The organism is Streptomyces sp. NPDC050433 (assembly GCF_044458565.1).
Classification (GTDB): Bacteria; Actinomycetota; Actinomycetes; order Streptomycetales; family Streptomycetaceae; genus Streptomyces.
Genome location: NZ_JBITIB010000012.1, coordinates 88,727 through 105,436, shown reverse-complemented (window position 1 = coordinate 105,436; position 16,710 = coordinate 88,727). Strand labels below are relative to the sequence as shown.

The following is a 16,710-nucleotide window of genomic DNA, read 5'->3' as shown; positions in this document are numbered from 1 at the left end:
CCTGCCGCCGAAGGCACCGCGAGGCGCCGGACGGTGCGGTCCGGCGGTGGTTCGTCAGGCCAGCAGACGCTTCCAGTCCGTCGCCGTGAGTACGCCGGCCGAGTGGGCCCGGTTCGCGCCCGCGCGGTGCAGGGTGGTCACCGCCTTCTCGACATCGGCGTTCTCGCCCGCCCCGACCTTCGGGGTGATCAGCGGCCAGATGTCGGAGCCGAGGTAGCCGGTCTCGTCCGTGCCGGCGCGGGTCATGGCCGCGCAGGTGTGCTTCTCGACGTTGTGCACGTCGGCCAGCTTCACCACCGCCCGCTTCGTGTCCGCGCCGAAGACCCCGTCCACCGGTACGTCCGAGAAGCCGCGAGCGCGCAGGAGGTACTGCGCGGCACGCACCTGGGGGCCGGCGGCCCCCGGCCGCAGCAGCGGCCAGACGGAGGGCCGGTCGGCCGGCGCGACGCCGAGCGCTCCGGCGACGGCGTCGCGCAGCTCCTGGAGCCGTCCGTAGAGCACGCCGCCGGGGCATTCGGTGGAGTTGAAGTCGCGGTGGCCCATGATGTCGGTGACCGGCCGCCCGTACCGGGTGGCGATCCACGCGACGAGTTGGACGAGCGAGTCCCAGAGCGCGGCCGGTACGTCGACCGTCGTGTAGAGGCCTTCGTTCTCGATGCCGATGACCTCGCTGTTCCGGCCTCCGACGTTCGCGCCCTGCACGTGCTGCGTACCACCACGTACGACGTCGAGGCTCTGGTGCCGGCCTTCGAGGACGAAGCCGCCGCGCGAGTTGGTGAACTGCTGGCCCGAGTCGACCCAACCCTGGCCGTCCATATGGTAGTTCTGAATCGACCGGCAGATCGCCATCGCATGCTCAAGCGAGTAGTCCTCGCTGTTGCCGGGCTCGGCGGTGTGGTGCACCACGATGTAGGTCGGCACCCGGTCGAGCACCACGATCTGTCCGTTCGGGGGCCGCGCGCCCCATTCGCTGGTGCTGTAGATTCGCGGCTCGGGCACGGCGAGCCCCGAATCGGCCGCCGCGCGGCGACTCGCGCCCACCGGGGCGGCGTTGGCCGGTCCGTTCGCGGCGAGTCCGAGAGCGCCGACCGCGGTGGCGGTCAGACCACCCCGCAGTACCGTACGACGGCCGGGGCCCGACTTGGCAACCATGTCGATCTCCTTGGGATGTGGGGGAAAGCTCTCCCGTGTTCAACGACGGCAGGCACGTCGCGCAACAGGCGAACGCGGCTGCGGTGGGGCGGAGTTGACGCGCGTCGACTGTCCACGACGCATCAAGATAAGCAATTCCGCGACGGCCCCGACAACCCTGCCGGGCAACCTATTTGACGCTCTTTCGGCAGTCTGAAACCACACGTATGCGCGAATCACCCGCGGCACGACGAATCACCCGCGACCGTCTTTGCTCGCACCAATGACGGAAGGCCGGAAGGCTCCTTTCCGTCCCGGCGACCGGCTCGGACCGCACGCAGGTCAGCGGCTCGAGCCAGCAGGTAAGCCAAGACTTACCTTTACGGGAACTCGGTCGCACAGTGGGGGCCTCTCAGAGGGGAACGAGGTGGCTGCTGGTGCGGTCCGACGACGATGACGCCGGGGCCAGGTGGGGGCCGAGCAGGTTCAGGTGACCGCCGCGTATCAGGTACTGGATGAGCGTCTGGCAGGCCGGTGGGCCCGCATCGTGCCGGCCTCCGAGGCCCGCGGGCTGGAATTCGACGTCGTCGTCGGCCCGCAGGAGATCGCCGGAGCGCGCCCCGGCGGCGAGCGTGACCTGTACGTCGCCCTCACCCGCGCCACCAAACGGCTCTGCGCTCTCACCATCACCTCGGCATGACGGGCCCCGGCCCAGCAGTTAGGCAGAACGGGGGAAATCTTCGGGCCCATGTCTGATCGCGGATCCGGGGGCAGTCGGATCACACGATGATCGCGTTTCATGGCGCACAGAAACGCGGCGGACGAGGACCGACCGTCTGCCGACGCCCCACGAAAGGCCTGACATGTTCCCCCTCCCCCGCGCTCGACAGCTCGCCAGAGGTGCCCTGGCCCTCACCTCGCTCTGTACGTGCCTGGTCCTCGCCGGATGCGCGGAGCAGGGGGCCTCGCCGGCCGGCGGACAGCCGGCCGAGAGCCGGCCGGCGCGGACCGTGCCGCCGCCGAGCCCGAGCGCCGGGATCCCGAGCGTGGCGAGCCCGGACGCCGGGAGCAAGTCGGCAGAGGGGAGCACGTCAGGGAGCCGGGCCCAGCGGCGTCAGGGCTCGCCGAACGAGGCGGCGCGTGGGCTCGCCGGGGCGCCGGTCGAGGCGGCCATGGGCCGCGAGATCCCCGGTCTCGGTCCTGCCACCCGCTCCCGTATCCCTGTCGCCACCCGCCAGGCGCTCGTCGTCAGGGGCGAGGGCCGGAATTCGCCCCGTTCCGGCGTCGTGCTGTACGAGCGCGAAGCGGACGCGGGCTGGCAACCCGTCACCAACCGCTGGCCCGCGCACAACGCACTGCGCGGCTGGACACGCCATCACAAGGTCGGCGACCTGCGTTCGCCGATCGGTGTCTTCTCGCTCGGCGACGCCGGGGGCCGGCTCCCCGATCCGGGGGCCAGACTCCCGTACGACGAGGACAGCGCGTTCGAGGTCGCCGGCACCGGCTTCCTGGGCGAGCCGCTGGAAGGCTCCTTCGACTACGTCGTGGCCATCGACTACAACCGGACGCGGGGGACCACTCCGCTGGACACGTCCCGCCCCCTCGGCCAAGGCAAGGGCGGCGGCGTCTGGATCCATGTCGACCACGAAGGCCCCACCCAGGCCTGCGTCTCGCTGACGAAGAAGCGGATGGTGGAACTGCTGCGTCTGCTGGACCCGGCGAAGCGCCCGGTGATCGTGATGGGGGACGCGGCGTCGCTCCGCAACTGACCCCGCCGGTGGGGCACTTGCCGCCGGGGGCGGGATGGCGACAGGGTGTCTGCCACTACACCGGCAAGCACTCCCCCACTCCCCCCCCCACGAGTCATCCGAGGTGCCCGGCATGAGAAGCGACAGCACAGGAACAGAAACAGGAACAGAAGCAGCCGCCGAAAAAGGAACCGGAGCCGCGACACGATCCGGATCAAGCGCGACATCGGCCGGCGGGCCGAGTCGCCGTCAGGTCGTCGGCATGCTGGCAGCGGCCGTCGCGACGGTCTCGGTGCCCGCCACGGCGACGGCCACCGCGGCCCCGACAGCCACCGCGTCCGCACCGCACCGCCCCCGGCAACCCCGCGCCACAGGACCGCTGTTCATCGGCACGTACACCTCCAGCGGCGGTCCGGGCATCGGGCTCGCCTCGTACGACACGGCCACCGGCCACATCACCTCCGCCGGGACCTTGCAGGGCGTCGGCGACCCCTCGTACCTCGCCGTGCACCCCGACGGCAGCACCCTGTACGCGGTCAACGAGCGCCAGGACGGCGGTGTCACCGCGATCGCGCTGGGCGCGGACGGCGGGCACACGGTCCTCGGCACGCGCGGCACCGGAGGCTCGTCGCCCTGCCATCTGTCCGTACACCCCGGCGGGCGCTGGCTGTTGAGCGCGAACTACGGCTCCGGCAATGTCGCCGTCCACCCCATCGAGGCGTCGGGCGCGCTCGGCGAGCGCACCGACCTGGTCACGCACCGCGAACCGGCTCCGGGGCCCGGCCAGAACGGCCCGCACGCGCACCAGATCGTCACCAGCCCGGACGGCGGCCATGTACTCGCCGTCGATCTCGGCACCGACAGCGTCTACACCTACCGCCTCGACGAGACGGCGGGCACGCTCACGCGGGTCTCGTACGCGACGCTGCCCGCCGGTGCCGGGCCTCGGCATCTTGTCTTCCACCCCTCGGGGCGATTCGCCTATCTGGCCAACGAGTTGAGCAACACGATCGCCGTCTGCGGGTACGACCCCGACAGCGGCACCCTCACCCCCGGCCAACCGCAGCCCACCGGCGCCGGAGGCGCGGGCAGCAGCTTCCCCTCCCAGCCGGTGATCACCGCCAACGGCGCGTTCGTCCATCTCGCCAACCGGGGGCACAACAGCCTCTCCCGCTTCGCGGTGGAGGAGGACGGTGCCGGTCTGCGCCTGCTGGACACGGTGCCCGTCGGCGGCGACTACCCGAGGCAGCTCGCGCTCTCCCCCGACGGGAGTCTGCTGTTCGCCGCGAATCAGCGGTCGAACGCCGTGTCCGTCTTCCATGTCGACCAGGACAGCGGCCAACTGACTTCGACGGGCGCCCCGTTCGCGTCTCCGGTCGCCGTCTGCGTGCTGCCGCTCTGAGACCGGCCCGTCCGACGCGCAGCAGCAGTTGGCCGGCGAAGGCCACGGCGGTCACCTGTCGGCGGCGCACAACTCCTGCCGCAGCGCGGGGTAGTCGGTGTAGCCCTCGGCGCCGTGCGTGTAGAGGTACCGCGCGTCGATGGTGTTGAGCGCTGCGCCGGAGGCGAAGCGTTCGGGGAGGTCCGGGTTGGCGATGAAGGACCTGCCGTACGAGACGAGGTCGGCCAGTCCGCCGGCGAGCACCGCCTCACCCCCCTCGCGCGTGGTGGGGTCGCGGTTCTCACCGATGTTCGCGATGAGCGGGCCGTGCCAGCGGGGCCGCAGGTCGGCGAGGGCCGGGTAGGTGTCGTTGTCGGTGAGGTGGAGGTAGAGCAGACCGAGCCCGTCGACGGCTCCGAGGAGCGCGCGGTAGACGGGGGCCGGGTCGGCCTCGGCCATGCCGAACTGGGGGTTGCCCGGTGAGAGCCGCAGCGCCGTCCGGCTCGCTCCGATCGCGTCGGCGACGGCCGTGACCAACTCGACGGGGAAGCGGATCCGGCCCTCGGTCGTACCGCCGTACGCGTCATCGCGCAGATTGGTGTTGTCGGCGAGGAACTGGTGGATCAAGTAGCTGTTGGCGCCGTGCAGTTCGACCCCGTCGAAGCCTGCCGCCAGGGCGTTCTCGGCCGCCTTGACATGGTCGACGACGGCCTGCCGGATGTCGTCCCGCGTCATCTCGCGCGGCGGCAGCGGGTCGGCCTTGAGGCCGTCGCGTATGTGGACGGGACCCGGCACCGGGACGGCCGACGGGCCGCTCGGTATGTCCCCGTCGATCCGGGACCGCGGGTGGCCGCGCCGGCCGCCGTGCATCAGCTGGGCCATGATCCGCCCGCCGGCGGCGTGCACCGCTCCGGTCACGGCTCGCCAGCCCTCGATGTGCGCCTCCGTCTCCAGGCCGGGCAGCCGCCAGTCGCTCTGGCCCCGGCTGCTGGGCCAGATGCCCTCGGTGACGATGAGGCCCGCGCCGGCGCGCTGCGCGTAGTGGTCGGCGACGACCGGCAGGGGCGTACCGTCCACGGCCGCGCGGTGGCGGGTCATGGGTGCCATCACCATGCGGTTGGGGAGGTGGAGGGGGCCGAGGGAATAGGGGGTGAGGAGCGTCGTTTTCGTCATGGCGGGACGGTAGGACCTCACACTGGTGTCAGGTTCAATCTGGGAGGAAGCGTGAAGATCGGCGAACTGGCGAGACGAACCGCCGTCAGCGAACGCTCGCTGCGCTACTACGAGGAGCAGGGGCTGCTCGTTTCCACGCGTACGCCCTCGGGTCATCGCACCTATCCGGAGCGGGCGGTCGACCGGGTGATCCGTATCCAGGAGCTGTTCGCCGCCGGGCTGTGCAGCGGGAAGATCGCCGAGCTGCTGCCGTGCATGCGGGACGAGGACGGGGGTCCCTCGGCGGCTGCGACGCCGTGGCTCGTCGCGGACCTGACGCGGCAGCGGGCCAGGATCGACGAGCAGATCGCCGAGCTGATGCGTACGCGTGAGGTGCTGGACGATGTCATCGTGGCGGCGTCAGGTGTGTCCTCGCCCACCGGGTCGCAGACGGATTCGGGCCCGCCGGCACCCCCTAGCCACGCCGCTTCACCGCAGGACGTTTCAGCGAGGGTCGTTTCAGACCGCGTAGCCACTGGGTGAACCTGGTGAGTCGCGGGTGCCGTTCGCGCTCTTCGCGGGTGGATCTGTCCAGCTCCTCCATCAGTCGCTGCGAGCGGTGGTCGGTGTCGAGTTCGTCGAGCAGCCGGTCGATCTCCGACAGCAGCGCGCCGTGGAGCTGCCACTGGCGCGGGTGCCGCTGTACGCCTTCCAGCAGCAAATGCGCCGCCCTCTCGCGTGTCGCGGCGGCGGCGCTCAGGTCCCCCGCGAGTCGGTCCTCGGCCGCCTCGGCGGCCTCGCTCGTCTGTGTGGTGACCAGTACGGCGAAGCTGACGAGCGCGTCGGCGACCTGCGACAGCAGCTCCTCCAGGGCGGATCCCACCTCCGGTGCGAAAAGGTCCTCCTCCTCACGCTCCTTGGCCAGGTCCGTGATGGTGCGGGTGAGCACGCGCAGGACCACCGCGCAGATCTCCAGCGTGTCGAGGCCGGTACGGAGCACCACCCGGTGCAGCAGGCCTTCCTTGACGCGCGGGTTGAGCCGCAGGCTGTCCTCCGCCTGGCGCAGCGCCGCGTCCACGTCGGCGATGCCGTGATCGAGCCGCCGGGCCTCGCGCAGCCGGGCTGCGGCGCGTTCGACGGGGGTGGGCGTGGTCAGCTCCTCGCCGACGTCGCGCATCAGCCGGCGCATCCGGCGGGCAAGGTCCTCGATGGACTCCCCGGCGGCCCCGACCCAGACCGGCGGCACGAACAGCACGTTGAACAGCAGCCCCACCACCGCGCCGATCAACGTCTCCAGTACGCGGTCCCAGGCGGTGCCCGCGGCGTGGGTCACGCCGAGGACGAGCATGGCGCTGATCGCGACCTCGGGTACGAACTCGTCGACCCGGACGAGCCGCCCCGCGAGGAGCGAGGCCAGGATGATCAGCCCGAGGCTCCACCACGAGAGCCCGACGAGGACGCTGAACGCGATGGCGATCAGCACGCCCGCGACGACGGCGTTCACGCGGCGGATGCTGGTGGTGATGGTGGAGTAGAGGGTCACCTGGACCACGAGCAGCGCGGTGAGGGGTGCGGTCAGCGGAGCGGGTTCGCTGCTCAGCCACAGCGCGACGATGTACGCGAGCGTCGCGGCCACCGTCGAGCGCAGGGTCTGGGTGACGGTCACGTCGTTCCGCAGTTTAAGCAGCCCGGTCAACGCCCCGTTCCCGGAGCCTCCCTTGTCGTCCTTGTTCGCGGCCCGCAGTCTCATGAGCAGCACCCTGCCCACAGAGGGCGCGCGGATTCCGTACGACACGCGGCTTACGGCGTGCGGGGCTACGGACCCCCTCGTCGTACGCGCACGGGCTCGGGCGGTGGATCCGGGGCCGGGTCCGAGCCCTGTTCGGTGTTCCGTACGGCGACGGGGTCGTCGGCCGGCCGGCCCTTGCCGCGCAGCCGGTCCATCTCCCGCCACTCCGGGCGCAGTCCGGTGAGGTTCGTCGTGAGGAAGTACGCGGCTCCTCCCACCAGCAGCACCGGCGCCAGCCCGAACGAGGCCACCGCGGCGCCCCCGATCAGCCCGCCGAGCGGCATCCCGGCCCAGGAGAGCGCACCGCTGAGGGCCTTGACCCGGCCCAGCAGGCGGCGCGGTACGCGCTCGTAACTGACGGCCGCCAGGATGGGATTGAGGAAACCGGCGCCGAAGCCACCGACCGCGAACACGACCACCACGGCCCACAGAGGTGCGGGAGAGGTGAGGATCAGCCATCGCGGCGCGCCCGCCAGGAGGAATCCGGCGAAGAAGACCGCGCGCCGCCGCATCCGGTGCGCGATCGCCGCCGCGATCAGACTGCCACCGATCGCCGCGAGTCCGCCCGCGGCGGCGCACAGGCCGATGGCGCTCGGTCCGTTGCCCGACTCCTTGGCCCAGACGGGAAGCAGCACGGCACTGAACGCCGCGTCCAGGAAGTTGGTGACCATGACCATCACGATGATCGTGAGAAGCAGCGGTTCACCGCGCAGGAAGGTGAAGCCCTGGCCGAACCGACGCCAGTACCCCGACGCGGCTGACGGACCGGCAGCCGCGTCGGCGACGTCCTGAGGCGACCGAACCTGCTCGGCGGGCCGGCCCATGCCGCGCGGCAGCATCAGCCCGACGACCACCGAACCGAGCGCGAAACAGGCCGCGTTGACGGTCAGCCCCGACAGCGGCCCGAGGAGCGCGATAAGCGCGCCGCCGGCCGCCGGGCCGACGGTGGAGGCGAGCCGTTCGGTCACGCCGGCGAAGCCGGTGGCCCGCTCCAGCGGTACGCGGCCGTGGTCGGCCGCCTCGGGGACCATGACGTCCTTCGCCAGGTCGCCCGGCCCGCGCGCCGCGCCGATCAGGGCGACCAGCACGAGCAGCAGGGGGAAGGAGAGCCGGTCCGCCGCGTGCAGGAGGGGAACCGCGAGGGCGGCCACGGCGCTGACCAGGTCGGTGGTCCAGGAGATGGTCCGGGGTCCGGCCCGGTCGACGAGCGGTCCGGTGAACGCCTTCACCACCACGTACGGCGCCATCTCGCAGAAGGCCACCGCTCCGGTCTGCGTGGCGCTGCCGGTGGTGACGAGAACGAACCAGGGCAGTGCGATGGCCGAGACCCGCGTACCGGTCAATGACACCGCCATCGCGGTGAGTACGCCGACGAGCGGCAGCAGCGCGCTTCTTCCTGATGGCCTGTCAGAACCCTTCTCCCGCACCGCACATGACCACGGTCTTCTCACCAGCTCTCCATCCCCCGCAGACGTGCGCGAGCCGGATCTCCCGCGGCGCCACCGCCGGAGGTGTCCGGCCCAGGGGTGTCCAGTTCCGGCAGGATCTGGGTGATCAGCGAGACGCGCTCGGCGCCCTCCGGCGCCTCGGCCGCCGCCTCCGGGCTGTCCGACCGGTAGCGGGCGAGCAGCGCGTACAGCTCCTCGCGCAGCCGCACCGCCTCCTCGGGAGTCAGCCGCAGCGCCCAGTCGCTGATGTCGAAGGTGCCCCGCCACCGCTCCGGCATGGTCTGCAGCTCGCTGAGGGCCCGTTGGGTGCGCAGGGTGTACGCGGCGGCGACCGACTGGAGGTACGCCAATGCCGCCTCGGGCTCCCGCTCCGCCAGCTCGGGCTCGCTGAACCACGTCGACTGGTGGACCGCGCGCCACCAGCGCTCCCGCGCGTTGCCGCGCTCCGTGTCCTCCTCGACGAACCCGGCGTCTCCGAGCTGGCGCAAGTGATAGCTGGCCGTACCGGAGTTGACCCCCAGACGCTCGGCCAGCCGGGTGGCGGTCGAAGGGCCGAACTTCCGCAGCAGTCCGACCAGTTGGACACGGACCGGATGCGCCAGGGCGCGCAGTCCCTTCGCGTCCAGGACGACCGCGTTCGACTCGTGCTTCGGACCGGGAGGGGTGTCGTTCGAATCCGTCATACCGAGCAGCCTAGACCGCAAACAATTCTTCGCAAAGACTTATTCGCAAAGATCTCTTTGCGTATACGCCTTGGGAGTCCAGCCCCCGGAGCCCTCAGTCCTGCGGCCGACGCGACCCCTCCGCCTCGGCCAGCCACTTGGTCAGCAGTGATTCGAGCTGCGTGGCCTCCTCCTCGGTCAGCGCGTCAAGGAGACGGCGCTCGTTGGCCATGTGCTCCGTGAAGGCGCGATCGATGAGCGCGCGCCCCTCCGAGGTCAGCGCGACGACCCTGCCCCGCCCGTCACTCTCACTCACCCGCCGGGAGACGAGTCCGGCCCGTTCGAGCCGGTCTACGCGTTTGGTCATCGCGCCCGTGGTGACCATGGTGTGCTCGGCCAGCTCACCGGGTGCGCGCTCGAACGGCGCGCCCGCCCGCCGCAGCGCGGCCAGGACGTCGAAGTCGCCCTCCCCCAGCCCGTACCTGCGGTACACGACGCACAACTCCTCGGTGAGATGAGCGCCGAGGCGGTGCAGCCGCCCGATCACGCCCTGCGGGCGCACGTCGATGTCGGGGCGTTCGCGGGCCCATTCGCGCTGGATACGCGCGACGCGGTCAAGGGATTCAGCCATGGAGGGAATAATACCTTCCGAGGAAGATACTATCGCTTCCATGGAAGCCACCGCCCGCTGGTCCCTCGTCACCGCCGTCGCCCCGATCGCGTGGGGCACGACGTACTTCGTCACCCAGCGGTATCTCCCGGCCGACCATCCGCTGTACGGGGCGGTCTTCCGGGCGCTGCCCGCCGGGATCGTCCTGCTGGCGCTGAGCCGACGACGGCCGCACGGAGCGCTGTGGTGGAAGGCGATGGTGCTCGGCACCCTCAACATGGGTGCGTTCTTCGCCCTCGTCTACGTAGCGGCTCAGCTTCTGCCGACCAGCATCGCCTCGACGGTCATGGCGACCGCGCCGGTGGTGATGATGCTGCTGGCCTGGCCGCTGCTGGCGGAGCGCCCGCGGATACTGCCGGCCGTCGGCGCGGGAGTCGGGATCGCCGGCGTCTGCGTCATGCTCCTCACGGACGCGACCGGAATCGATCCGCTCGGCGTACTCGCCTCGGTGGCGGCCATGACGATGTCCTCGATCGGCTACATCCTCACCAAGAAGTGGTGCCCGGACGTCGACGTGCTCGCGCTGACCTCCTGGCAGCTCATCGCCGGCGGCGTGGTTCTGGCACCGATCGCGGTCGTGGCCGAAGGCGCGCCGCCGACTCTGGACGGGGGCGCGGTGCTCGGCTTCGCCTACGTGTCCGGAGTGGCGACCGCTCTCGCGTTCACCGCGTGGTTCGCGGGCCTGCGGCGCCTGAGCGCGGGCACGGTGGGGCCAATCGGTCTCCTCAACCCGGTCACCGGCGTCCTGCTCGGCACGCTCGTCGCCGGGGACACCCTCACCGGGCGCCAGGGCGCCGGGCTGGTGCTGGTGTTCCTCGGCATCGTGCTGGGGCAGCCGGGGGTGACCCGCGCCGTACGCGGCGGGCGCGCCCGGCGCTCGACAGCGGGGCCCGACGCACCCGAGTCACCCGTAAGGCCGCGCCAACAGGCCTGACGACGGCAGCGATTGCCGGGGTACGACCGGTTGGGGGGCGGCAGAGGACTCGTGCACGGCCGGTTCGTCTGCTGGGGTAAGTACGGACGTCCCCGAGGATGAGGAGGCTGGGTTGCTCAGCGATGAATGTGTCTTCTGCGCGATCGCGCGAGGCCGGGCGGATGCGAGCGTCGTCCACGAGGACGACTGGGTCATCGCGTTCATGGACCTGCGCCCCGTCAACCCGGGGCACCTGCTGGTTGTTCCCAAACCTCACGCGGAAGGGCTGGTGGACCTGCCCGACGACCTGGGAGTACGGGTCTGGAAGGTGGGCCACCGGCTCGGACGGGCACTGCGGATGTCCGGCCTTCGATGTGAAGGAGTCAATCTCTTCCTGGCAGACGGCGAAGCGGCCTTCCAGGAGGTCTTCCACGTCCACCTGCATGTCTTCCCCCGCTTCGGGGGAGATCCATTTCGCATCGACGCGGACTGGCGGGTACACGAACGCGCCGTGCTCGACGAGGCGGCGGCAGCGGTTCGTGGAGGCCTCGCCGCCCTCGATACGCGGTCGACGCCGAGTGGCTCGGGCGGGGTCAGTGGACGTGAAACCCGCCGTCCACGAAGACCGACTGCCCCGTGACGTACGCGGAGGCCCGGCTCGCCAGGAAGACGGCCGCGCCCGCGAAGTCCTCCGGCACCCCGTTGCGCCCGGTCATCGTGCGCGCGGCGAGCGCCGCCACCCGCTCGGGGTCGGACGACAGCCGTTCGTTGAGCGGCGTCATCACGAAGCCCGGCACGAGCGTGTTGCAGGTGACCCCGTACGGCGACCACGCCTCGGCCTGCGAGCGGGCCAGCGACTCCAGACCGCCCTTCGAGACACCGTAGACACCGCTCTGCACGAACGCCCGGTGCGCCTGCTGGGACGTGACATGGATGATCCGCCCGAAGCCGCGCTCGGCCATACCGGGGCCGAACCGCTGACCGAGCAGATACGGCGCCTGGAGGTTCACCGCCATCGTCGTGTCCCACACGTCGTCGCCGACCTCCCCCATCGGGGGCCGCAGGTTGATCCCGGCACAGTTGACGAGGGTGTCGGGTTCGCCGAAGACCTCCGCCGCCTCGTCGGCCACCGTACGTACGCCCTCGCGTGAGCCGAGGTCGCCGCTGACCCACGCGACCCGGCAGCCACGGTCCGTCAACTCCTCGACGGTGGCGGTCAGTTCGGCCTCCCGGCGCGCCACGATGACGACGCTCGCCCCGGCGCGGGCAAGGGCCTCGGTGATGGCCTTGCCGATGCCGGAACTGCCGCCGGTGACCAGGGCCACGCGGCCTTCCAGGGAGAAGAGTTCGGAGAGGTACGCCTGCGATTCCATGCCCGCAGATTAGAGGTCGGGCGGGGCTCCCGGCCTGATGAGGGTGGCACCGGGCGCGCGGACCGATCCGAAAACCGATCGGTCGAACCTCTTGACGCATGGGAGGAGACACTTCAGGATCCTGTCTCGGAAACGTTTCCATGGAATCGTTTCCAGGCCTGCTCGGGATACAGTCCCGTCAGGTCGGTCCGCCCGTCCGCCCACATATCTCGACCGTCTGTACCCGCTCCTGCACCTGCCCCACTCGATTCGCAAGAGGCACCCATGGACAGCACCGTGACCATCAAGGACGTCGCCGCACTCGCCGGTGTCTCCGTGGGCACGACGTCCCGAGTGCTCTCCGGCAACCCCTCCACCTCCCCCGCCGCGCGTGAACGCGTCCACGCCGCCGTCGCCCAACTCGGCTACCGGCCCGACGCCCGTGCGCGCTCGCTGCGTTCGGCCCGTTCGCAGACGGTGGGGCTGCTCATCTCCGACGTACGCAACCCGTTCTTCGCAGATGTGGCACACGGCGCGGAACAGGCGGCGTTGCGCTCCTCGTACGTCACCCTCCTCGCCAACGCCAACGAGGATCCGAAGCAGCAGGACACCTACCTGGAGTCCTTCCTCACCCAGCGGGTCGACGGCATCATCATCGCTCCGCAGGGCGAGGACAGCGCCCACCTCCGGACCCTCGCCACCACCGTGCCCCTCGTCTTCGTCGACCGGACCGTCGACGGGTTCGAGGTGCCCAGCGTGACCTCCGACAACGCGCTGGGCATCGACCAGGCCGTCGCCCATCTCGCCGACCGCGGCCACACCCGTATCGGCTACATCGGCGGCCCGCGGTCCATCTCCACCGGGCGTGCCAGGCACGACGCCTTCGTGCGTGCGGTGGCCCGGCACGGTCTCGACGCCGACCCCGAGCTGATCACCTCCGGCGACTTCCGGTCGGCGAGCGGTTCGACGGCCGCCGAGCGGCTGCTGTCCGGCGGGCGTCCGCCGACCGCGCTGCTCGCGGCCGACAGTCCGATGGCGGTGGGCGCGCTCGGCGCGCTGCGCCGCCGGGGGCTGCGGATCGGCTCGGACATCGATCTGGTGGCCTTCGACGACATCGAGTGGTTCTCCGAACTCGACCCGCCCCTGACTGTCGTCTCCCACGACGCGCAGGCCATGGGGTCGACGGCGATGGGACTCCTCCTCGACGTCATCGCGGGCCGCACACCCGAATCGGTGGTCCTCCCGACGCGCCTCGTCGTGCGGGAGTCATCGGGCGGGGCACGCCGACAGGCGTAGGGACTTCCGGGGCGCCGGATCCCGTGTCAAGGGGTCGGCGCCCTGCCCCACCTCACACAACTGCTCATCCGAATCAGGCCCTTCGAGGGAACGGCGCGCCCGACCGGCGTCCGCCGTCGCCCTGCCGCACCGTGCCTTCCACACCATGAACGGGGATCCCCCATGCCCACCACCGTCTTCGTCGTCGGCAGCCTCAACGCCGACCAGCTCCTGGAGGTGCTCGCGTTCCCGGCACCCGGCGAGACCGTGCTCGCCTCGGACGTGCTGATCACCGCCGGAGGCAAGGGCGGCAATCAGGCGGTGGCCGCCGCACGGGCCGGCGCGGCGGTCGTCATGATCGGCGCGCTCGGCGACGACGCGCACGGACTGCTGGTACGCCGGGCGCTGACCGAATCCGGCGTGGGCACCGGGTGGGTGGGGACCGTCGACGGTACGCACACGGGCACGGCGGTCGTCGCCGTCGAGGCGGGCGGCGAGAACCGCATCATCGTGGCGTCCGGCGCGAACGCCCGCCTCACCGGTCAGGACGTCGAATCGGGGCTCGCCGGGGCGGCGCCGGGCGATCTCGTCCTGCTTCAGCTGGAGACCCCGGTCGAGGTGGTCGCCTACGCGGCGCGCTTCGCCAAGGAGCGCGGCGCCACCGTCCTCCTCAACGCCGCGCCGGCACCCGCCGACTCCGGCTGTCTGACGACCGACATCGACGTGCTGGTGGTCAACCAGGTGGAGATGCGGGCGGTGGCCCGGCTGATCGGAGCGGGTGGGGATGCCGACGGGCGGGAGGATGTGGCGGCGACGGTGCTCGCCACGTCGCGAGCGCTGGACTGCGTGGTCGTCTGCACCACGGGCGCGGGCGGCGCGTACGTCAACGTCGGCGACCGGGTGGCGCACATCCCCGCCGTACGAGTCACCGCCGTCGACACCACCGCGGCCGGCGACACCTATACCGGCTATCTGGCGGCGGCGCTCGCGCGGGGCGAGACCGATCTGACCGCCTCGCTGACTACGGCTTCGGCCGCCGCCGCGGTCACGGTCACCCGGCGCGGGGCGATGGCCTCGATTCCGTACGCGCACGAGATCGACGCGGCCCCGCGACCGCACCCGTACACCGACAACACCCAACTCACCACGAAGGGCTGACAGATGAGAATCGCACTGGGCAACGACCACGCCGGGCACGCGCTGAAGGACCATGTGCGCGGTGTCCTGGAAAGGCTCGGACACGAAGTCCTCGACCGCGGCACCGACAGCGACGCGCCGGTCGACTTCCCCGACATCACCTTCGCCACCTGCGACGCCGTTCGCACCGGTGAGGCGGACCGCGCCGTACTCGTGTGCGGCACCGGCGCCGGCGCGCTGATGGCGGCCAACAAGATCGCCGGGATCCGCTGCGGTCTCGGGCACGACGTCTACTCGGCCCACCAGGCCGTCGAGCACGACGACGCCAACGCCATCGCGATGGGCGCCTGGCTGATCGGCCCGGCGATGGCGGGCGCGGTGGTCGAGGCGTTCCTCGGCGCGACGTTCGACAACGACGAGGACACCGTCCGGCGGGTCGGCAAGCTCCGCGAGCTGGAGCTGAGGTCGGCCCGCGAACTCATCGCGGAGAGCTGACGCCCGCCCCCCTGACCGTCCCAGACACCCCCGTCCCCACTCCCCACGTACAACACCCGCTGGAGTACCCACCGCGTAACCGGTGATCAAAGGTGATTAGGAGTTACGGCATGAGCGCGAACAACAGCGCATCCTCCCCGGCCGCCGCCACCGCTCAGGACGGCAGCCGCGGCAAGCTGAGAACCTCCCTCGGAGCCGCCGCGGGAACCTGCGTGGAGAACTACGACTTCGTCGCCTACGGCACGGCGTCCGCCCTCTACTTCGGTGACGTCTTCTTCCCCGAGTCCGATCCGGTCGTCGGCACACTGCTGGCCTTCGTCACGCTCGGGGTCGGCTTCCTGATGCGCCCCATCGGCGGCGCCGTCGGCGGCCATCTCGGCGACAAGTACGGCCGGAAGCCCGTCCTGGTCGGGGCCTTGCTGACGATGGGCATCGCCACGGTCCTCATCGGTCTGCTGCCCACCTACGCACAGGTCGGCATCGCCGCGCCGATCCTGCTCGTGCTGATCCGTATGGTGCAGGGCCTCGCGTTCGGCGCCGAGTGGGGCGGCGCGGTGATGATGGCGTACGAGCACGCACCGCGCAGGCGGCGCGGTCTGTACGCGGCGATTCCGCAGGCGGGCAACCCGCTCGGCATCGCGCTGGCGAACATCGCCTTCCTGCTGTCGGTGAATCTCGACAGCGACTGGGCGTGGCGCATTCCGTTCCTGGCCAGCTCGGCGCTGATCGTGGTCGGCCTCGTCGTACGGGTGAAGCTCACGGAGTCACCGGAGTTCGAGGAGACCAAGGCGAGCGGCCACACCGTCAAGAACCCGCTCGCGACGGTGCTGCGCGACGACTGGCGCAACATCCTGCGGATCATCGCGCTGCGCGTCGTCGAGTCCTGCGCGTACTACCTGACGGCGACCTACCTGCTGTCGTACATCACCGACCGCGACGAGAACGACCGCGGGATCGCCCTCGCGGGCATCGTCATAGCGAGTCTGCTCGCGGTCGGTACGACGGTGCTGTCCGGGGCGCTGACCGACCGGATCGGCCGCCGGAAGCTGTATCTGGCCGGCTGTCTGCTGGCGGTCGCCTTCGGCTTCCCGATGTTTCTGATGGCCAACACCGCCAATCCGGTGCTGATCGTGCTGATCTATCTGATCGCGATCGGTGTGATCCACGCGGCGCTGACCGGCACGCAGGCGGCGTGGTTCGCGGAGCTGTTCAAGACCAACACCCGTACGTCCGGCGCCTCGTTGGGCTACCAGACCGCGGCGTCCGTCGCCGGATTCGCGCCATTCCTGGCGGTGCTCCTGGCGGAGTCCTTCGACTGGGCGGGCCCGGCCGGCTTCTACGTGGTCATCGGCCTGGTCGGACTGCTCGGTGTGGCGACGACACGCGAAACGTGGGGCCCGCGCGAGCGCGCGGCGGCGGAGGAGGCCGACAAGGCGGACCTGCTGGTGGCGGGCCGGCCCTGACGCGGAAGCCACCGAGCACGCCCGCCCGGCGCCCGCCCGAGGGCGCGGGGCGGGCGTGGGACCCGGAGGTGGGCGACTAGTCAGCCGCCGGGCG

Annotated in this window: 15 protein-coding genes and 2 pseudogenes; 10 read left to right on the top strand and 7 right to left on the bottom strand. The window is 71.1% G+C overall.

What is annotated here, in order from left to right; translation table 11 throughout:
* Window positions 1-54: 54 nt before the first annotated feature.
* On the bottom strand, window positions 55-1,152 hold the full coding sequence (locus ACIBLA_RS16780; protein ID WP_363239823.1) for an N-acetylmuramoyl-L-alanine amidase: 1,098 nt from the start codon (window positions 1,150-1,152) through the stop codon (window positions 55-57).
* A 517-nt stretch (window positions 1,153-1,669) separates the two neighbouring features.
* On the opposite strand from ACIBLA_RS16780, the pseudogene ACIBLA_RS16775 reads away from it, so the two are divergent.
* The 3 genes and pseudogenes from ACIBLA_RS16775 to ACIBLA_RS16765 all read left to right on the top strand — a co-directional run.
* Window positions 1,670-1,831, top strand: a pseudogene (locus tag ACIBLA_RS16775) (ATP-binding domain-containing protein); the annotation flags it as partial.
* A 163-nt stretch (window positions 1,832-1,994) separates the two neighbouring features.
* Complete coding sequence (locus tag ACIBLA_RS16770) at window positions 1,995-2,900, top strand: hypothetical protein (protein WP_363239824.1); 906 nt, start codon at window positions 1,995-1,997, stop codon at window positions 2,898-2,900.
* A 241-nt stretch (window positions 2,901-3,141) separates the two neighbouring features.
* The gene (locus tag ACIBLA_RS16765; protein WP_363239825.1) at window positions 3,142-4,281 is read left to right on the top strand and encodes a lactonase family protein; all 1,140 of its coding nucleotides are present in this window, start codon (window positions 3,142-3,144) and stop codon (window positions 4,279-4,281) included.
* Between the two features lie 51 nt (window positions 4,282-4,332).
* Here the strand turns inward: ACIBLA_RS16765 and ACIBLA_RS16760 are convergent, their stop codons facing one another.
* Window positions 4,333-5,433: an alkene reductase gene (locus tag ACIBLA_RS16760; RefSeq protein WP_363239826.1), complete on the bottom strand. Its 1,101-nt coding sequence runs from the start codon at window positions 5,431-5,433 to the stop codon at window positions 4,333-4,335.
* A 51-nt stretch (window positions 5,434-5,484) separates the two neighbouring features.
* On the opposite strand from ACIBLA_RS16760, the pseudogene ACIBLA_RS16755 reads away from it, so the two are divergent.
* Window positions 5,485-5,838 (top strand): annotated as a pseudogene (locus ACIBLA_RS16755) (MerR family transcriptional regulator); the annotation flags it as partial.
* 49 nt (window positions 5,839-5,887) lie between these two features.
* Here ACIBLA_RS16755 and ACIBLA_RS16750 read toward each other — a convergent pair.
* From ACIBLA_RS16750 to ACIBLA_RS16735, 4 genes are all read right to left on the bottom strand, one after another.
* Entirely contained in the window at window positions 5,888-7,162 is a 1,275-nt protein-coding gene (locus ACIBLA_RS16750) for an aromatic acid exporter family protein (protein WP_363239828.1), read from the bottom strand.
* A gap of 65 nt (window positions 7,163-7,227) precedes the next feature.
* The gene (locus ACIBLA_RS16745; protein ID WP_363239829.1) at window positions 7,228-8,556 is read right to left on the bottom strand and encodes an MFS transporter; all 1,329 of its coding nucleotides are present in this window, start codon (window positions 8,554-8,556) and stop codon (window positions 7,228-7,230) included.
* A 92-nt stretch (window positions 8,557-8,648) separates the two neighbouring features.
* Entirely contained in the window at window positions 8,649-9,332 is a 684-nt protein-coding gene (locus ACIBLA_RS16740; protein WP_363239830.1) for a winged helix-turn-helix domain-containing protein, read from the bottom strand.
* Window positions 9,333-9,426: 94 nt separating this feature from the next.
* Window positions 9,427-9,942: a MarR family transcriptional regulator gene (locus tag ACIBLA_RS16735; protein ID WP_363239831.1), complete on the bottom strand. Its 516-nt coding sequence runs from the start codon at window positions 9,940-9,942 to the stop codon at window positions 9,427-9,429.
* Between the two features lie 40 nt (window positions 9,943-9,982).
* Between ACIBLA_RS16735 and ACIBLA_RS16730 the strand changes: the two genes are divergently transcribed.
* A complete protein-coding gene (locus ACIBLA_RS16730; RefSeq protein ID WP_363239832.1) occupies window positions 9,983-10,915 on the top strand; it encodes an EamA family transporter in 933 nt (310 codons plus the stop codon).
* A gap of 112 nt (window positions 10,916-11,027) precedes the next feature.
* Window positions 11,028-11,534 carry an HIT family protein gene (locus ACIBLA_RS16725; protein ID WP_399199002.1) on the top strand — a complete coding sequence of 169 codons (507 nt, stop codon included), beginning with the start codon at window positions 11,028-11,030 and terminating at the stop codon, window positions 11,532-11,534.
* On the opposite strand, the gene ACIBLA_RS16720 is transcribed toward ACIBLA_RS16725, so the two are convergent.
* Complete coding sequence (locus ACIBLA_RS16720) at window positions 11,488-12,267, bottom strand: SDR family oxidoreductase (protein ID WP_363239835.1); 780 nt, start codon at window positions 12,265-12,267, stop codon at window positions 11,488-11,490. The two genes, ACIBLA_RS16725 and ACIBLA_RS16720, sit on opposite strands and share 47 nt — an antisense overlap.
* 264 nt (window positions 12,268-12,531) lie before the next feature.
* On the opposite strand from ACIBLA_RS16720, the gene ACIBLA_RS16715 reads away from it, so the two are divergent.
* From ACIBLA_RS16715 to ACIBLA_RS16700, 4 genes are all read left to right on the top strand, one after another.
* Window positions 12,532-13,542, top strand: a complete 1,011-nt coding sequence (locus tag ACIBLA_RS16715; RefSeq protein ID WP_363239836.1) for a LacI family DNA-binding transcriptional regulator — start codon at window positions 12,532-12,534, stop codon at window positions 13,540-13,542.
* Window positions 13,543-13,704: 162 nt separating this feature from the next.
* Window positions 13,705-14,679, top strand: a complete 975-nt coding sequence (locus ACIBLA_RS16710; protein ID WP_399199001.1) for a ribokinase — start codon at window positions 13,705-13,707, stop codon at window positions 14,677-14,679.
* 3 nt (window positions 14,680-14,682) lie between these two features.
* Window positions 14,683-15,153 (top strand): RpiB/LacA/LacB family sugar-phosphate isomerase, encoded by a 471-nt coding sequence (locus ACIBLA_RS16705; RefSeq protein ID WP_363239838.1) that lies wholly within the window; start codon window positions 14,683-14,685, stop codon window positions 15,151-15,153.
* Between the two features lie 110 nt (window positions 15,154-15,263).
* On the top strand, window positions 15,264-16,616 hold the full coding sequence (locus ACIBLA_RS16700) for an MFS transporter (RefSeq protein WP_363239839.1): 1,353 nt from the start codon (window positions 15,264-15,266) through the stop codon (window positions 16,614-16,616).
* Window positions 16,617-16,710: the final 94 nt, after the last annotated feature.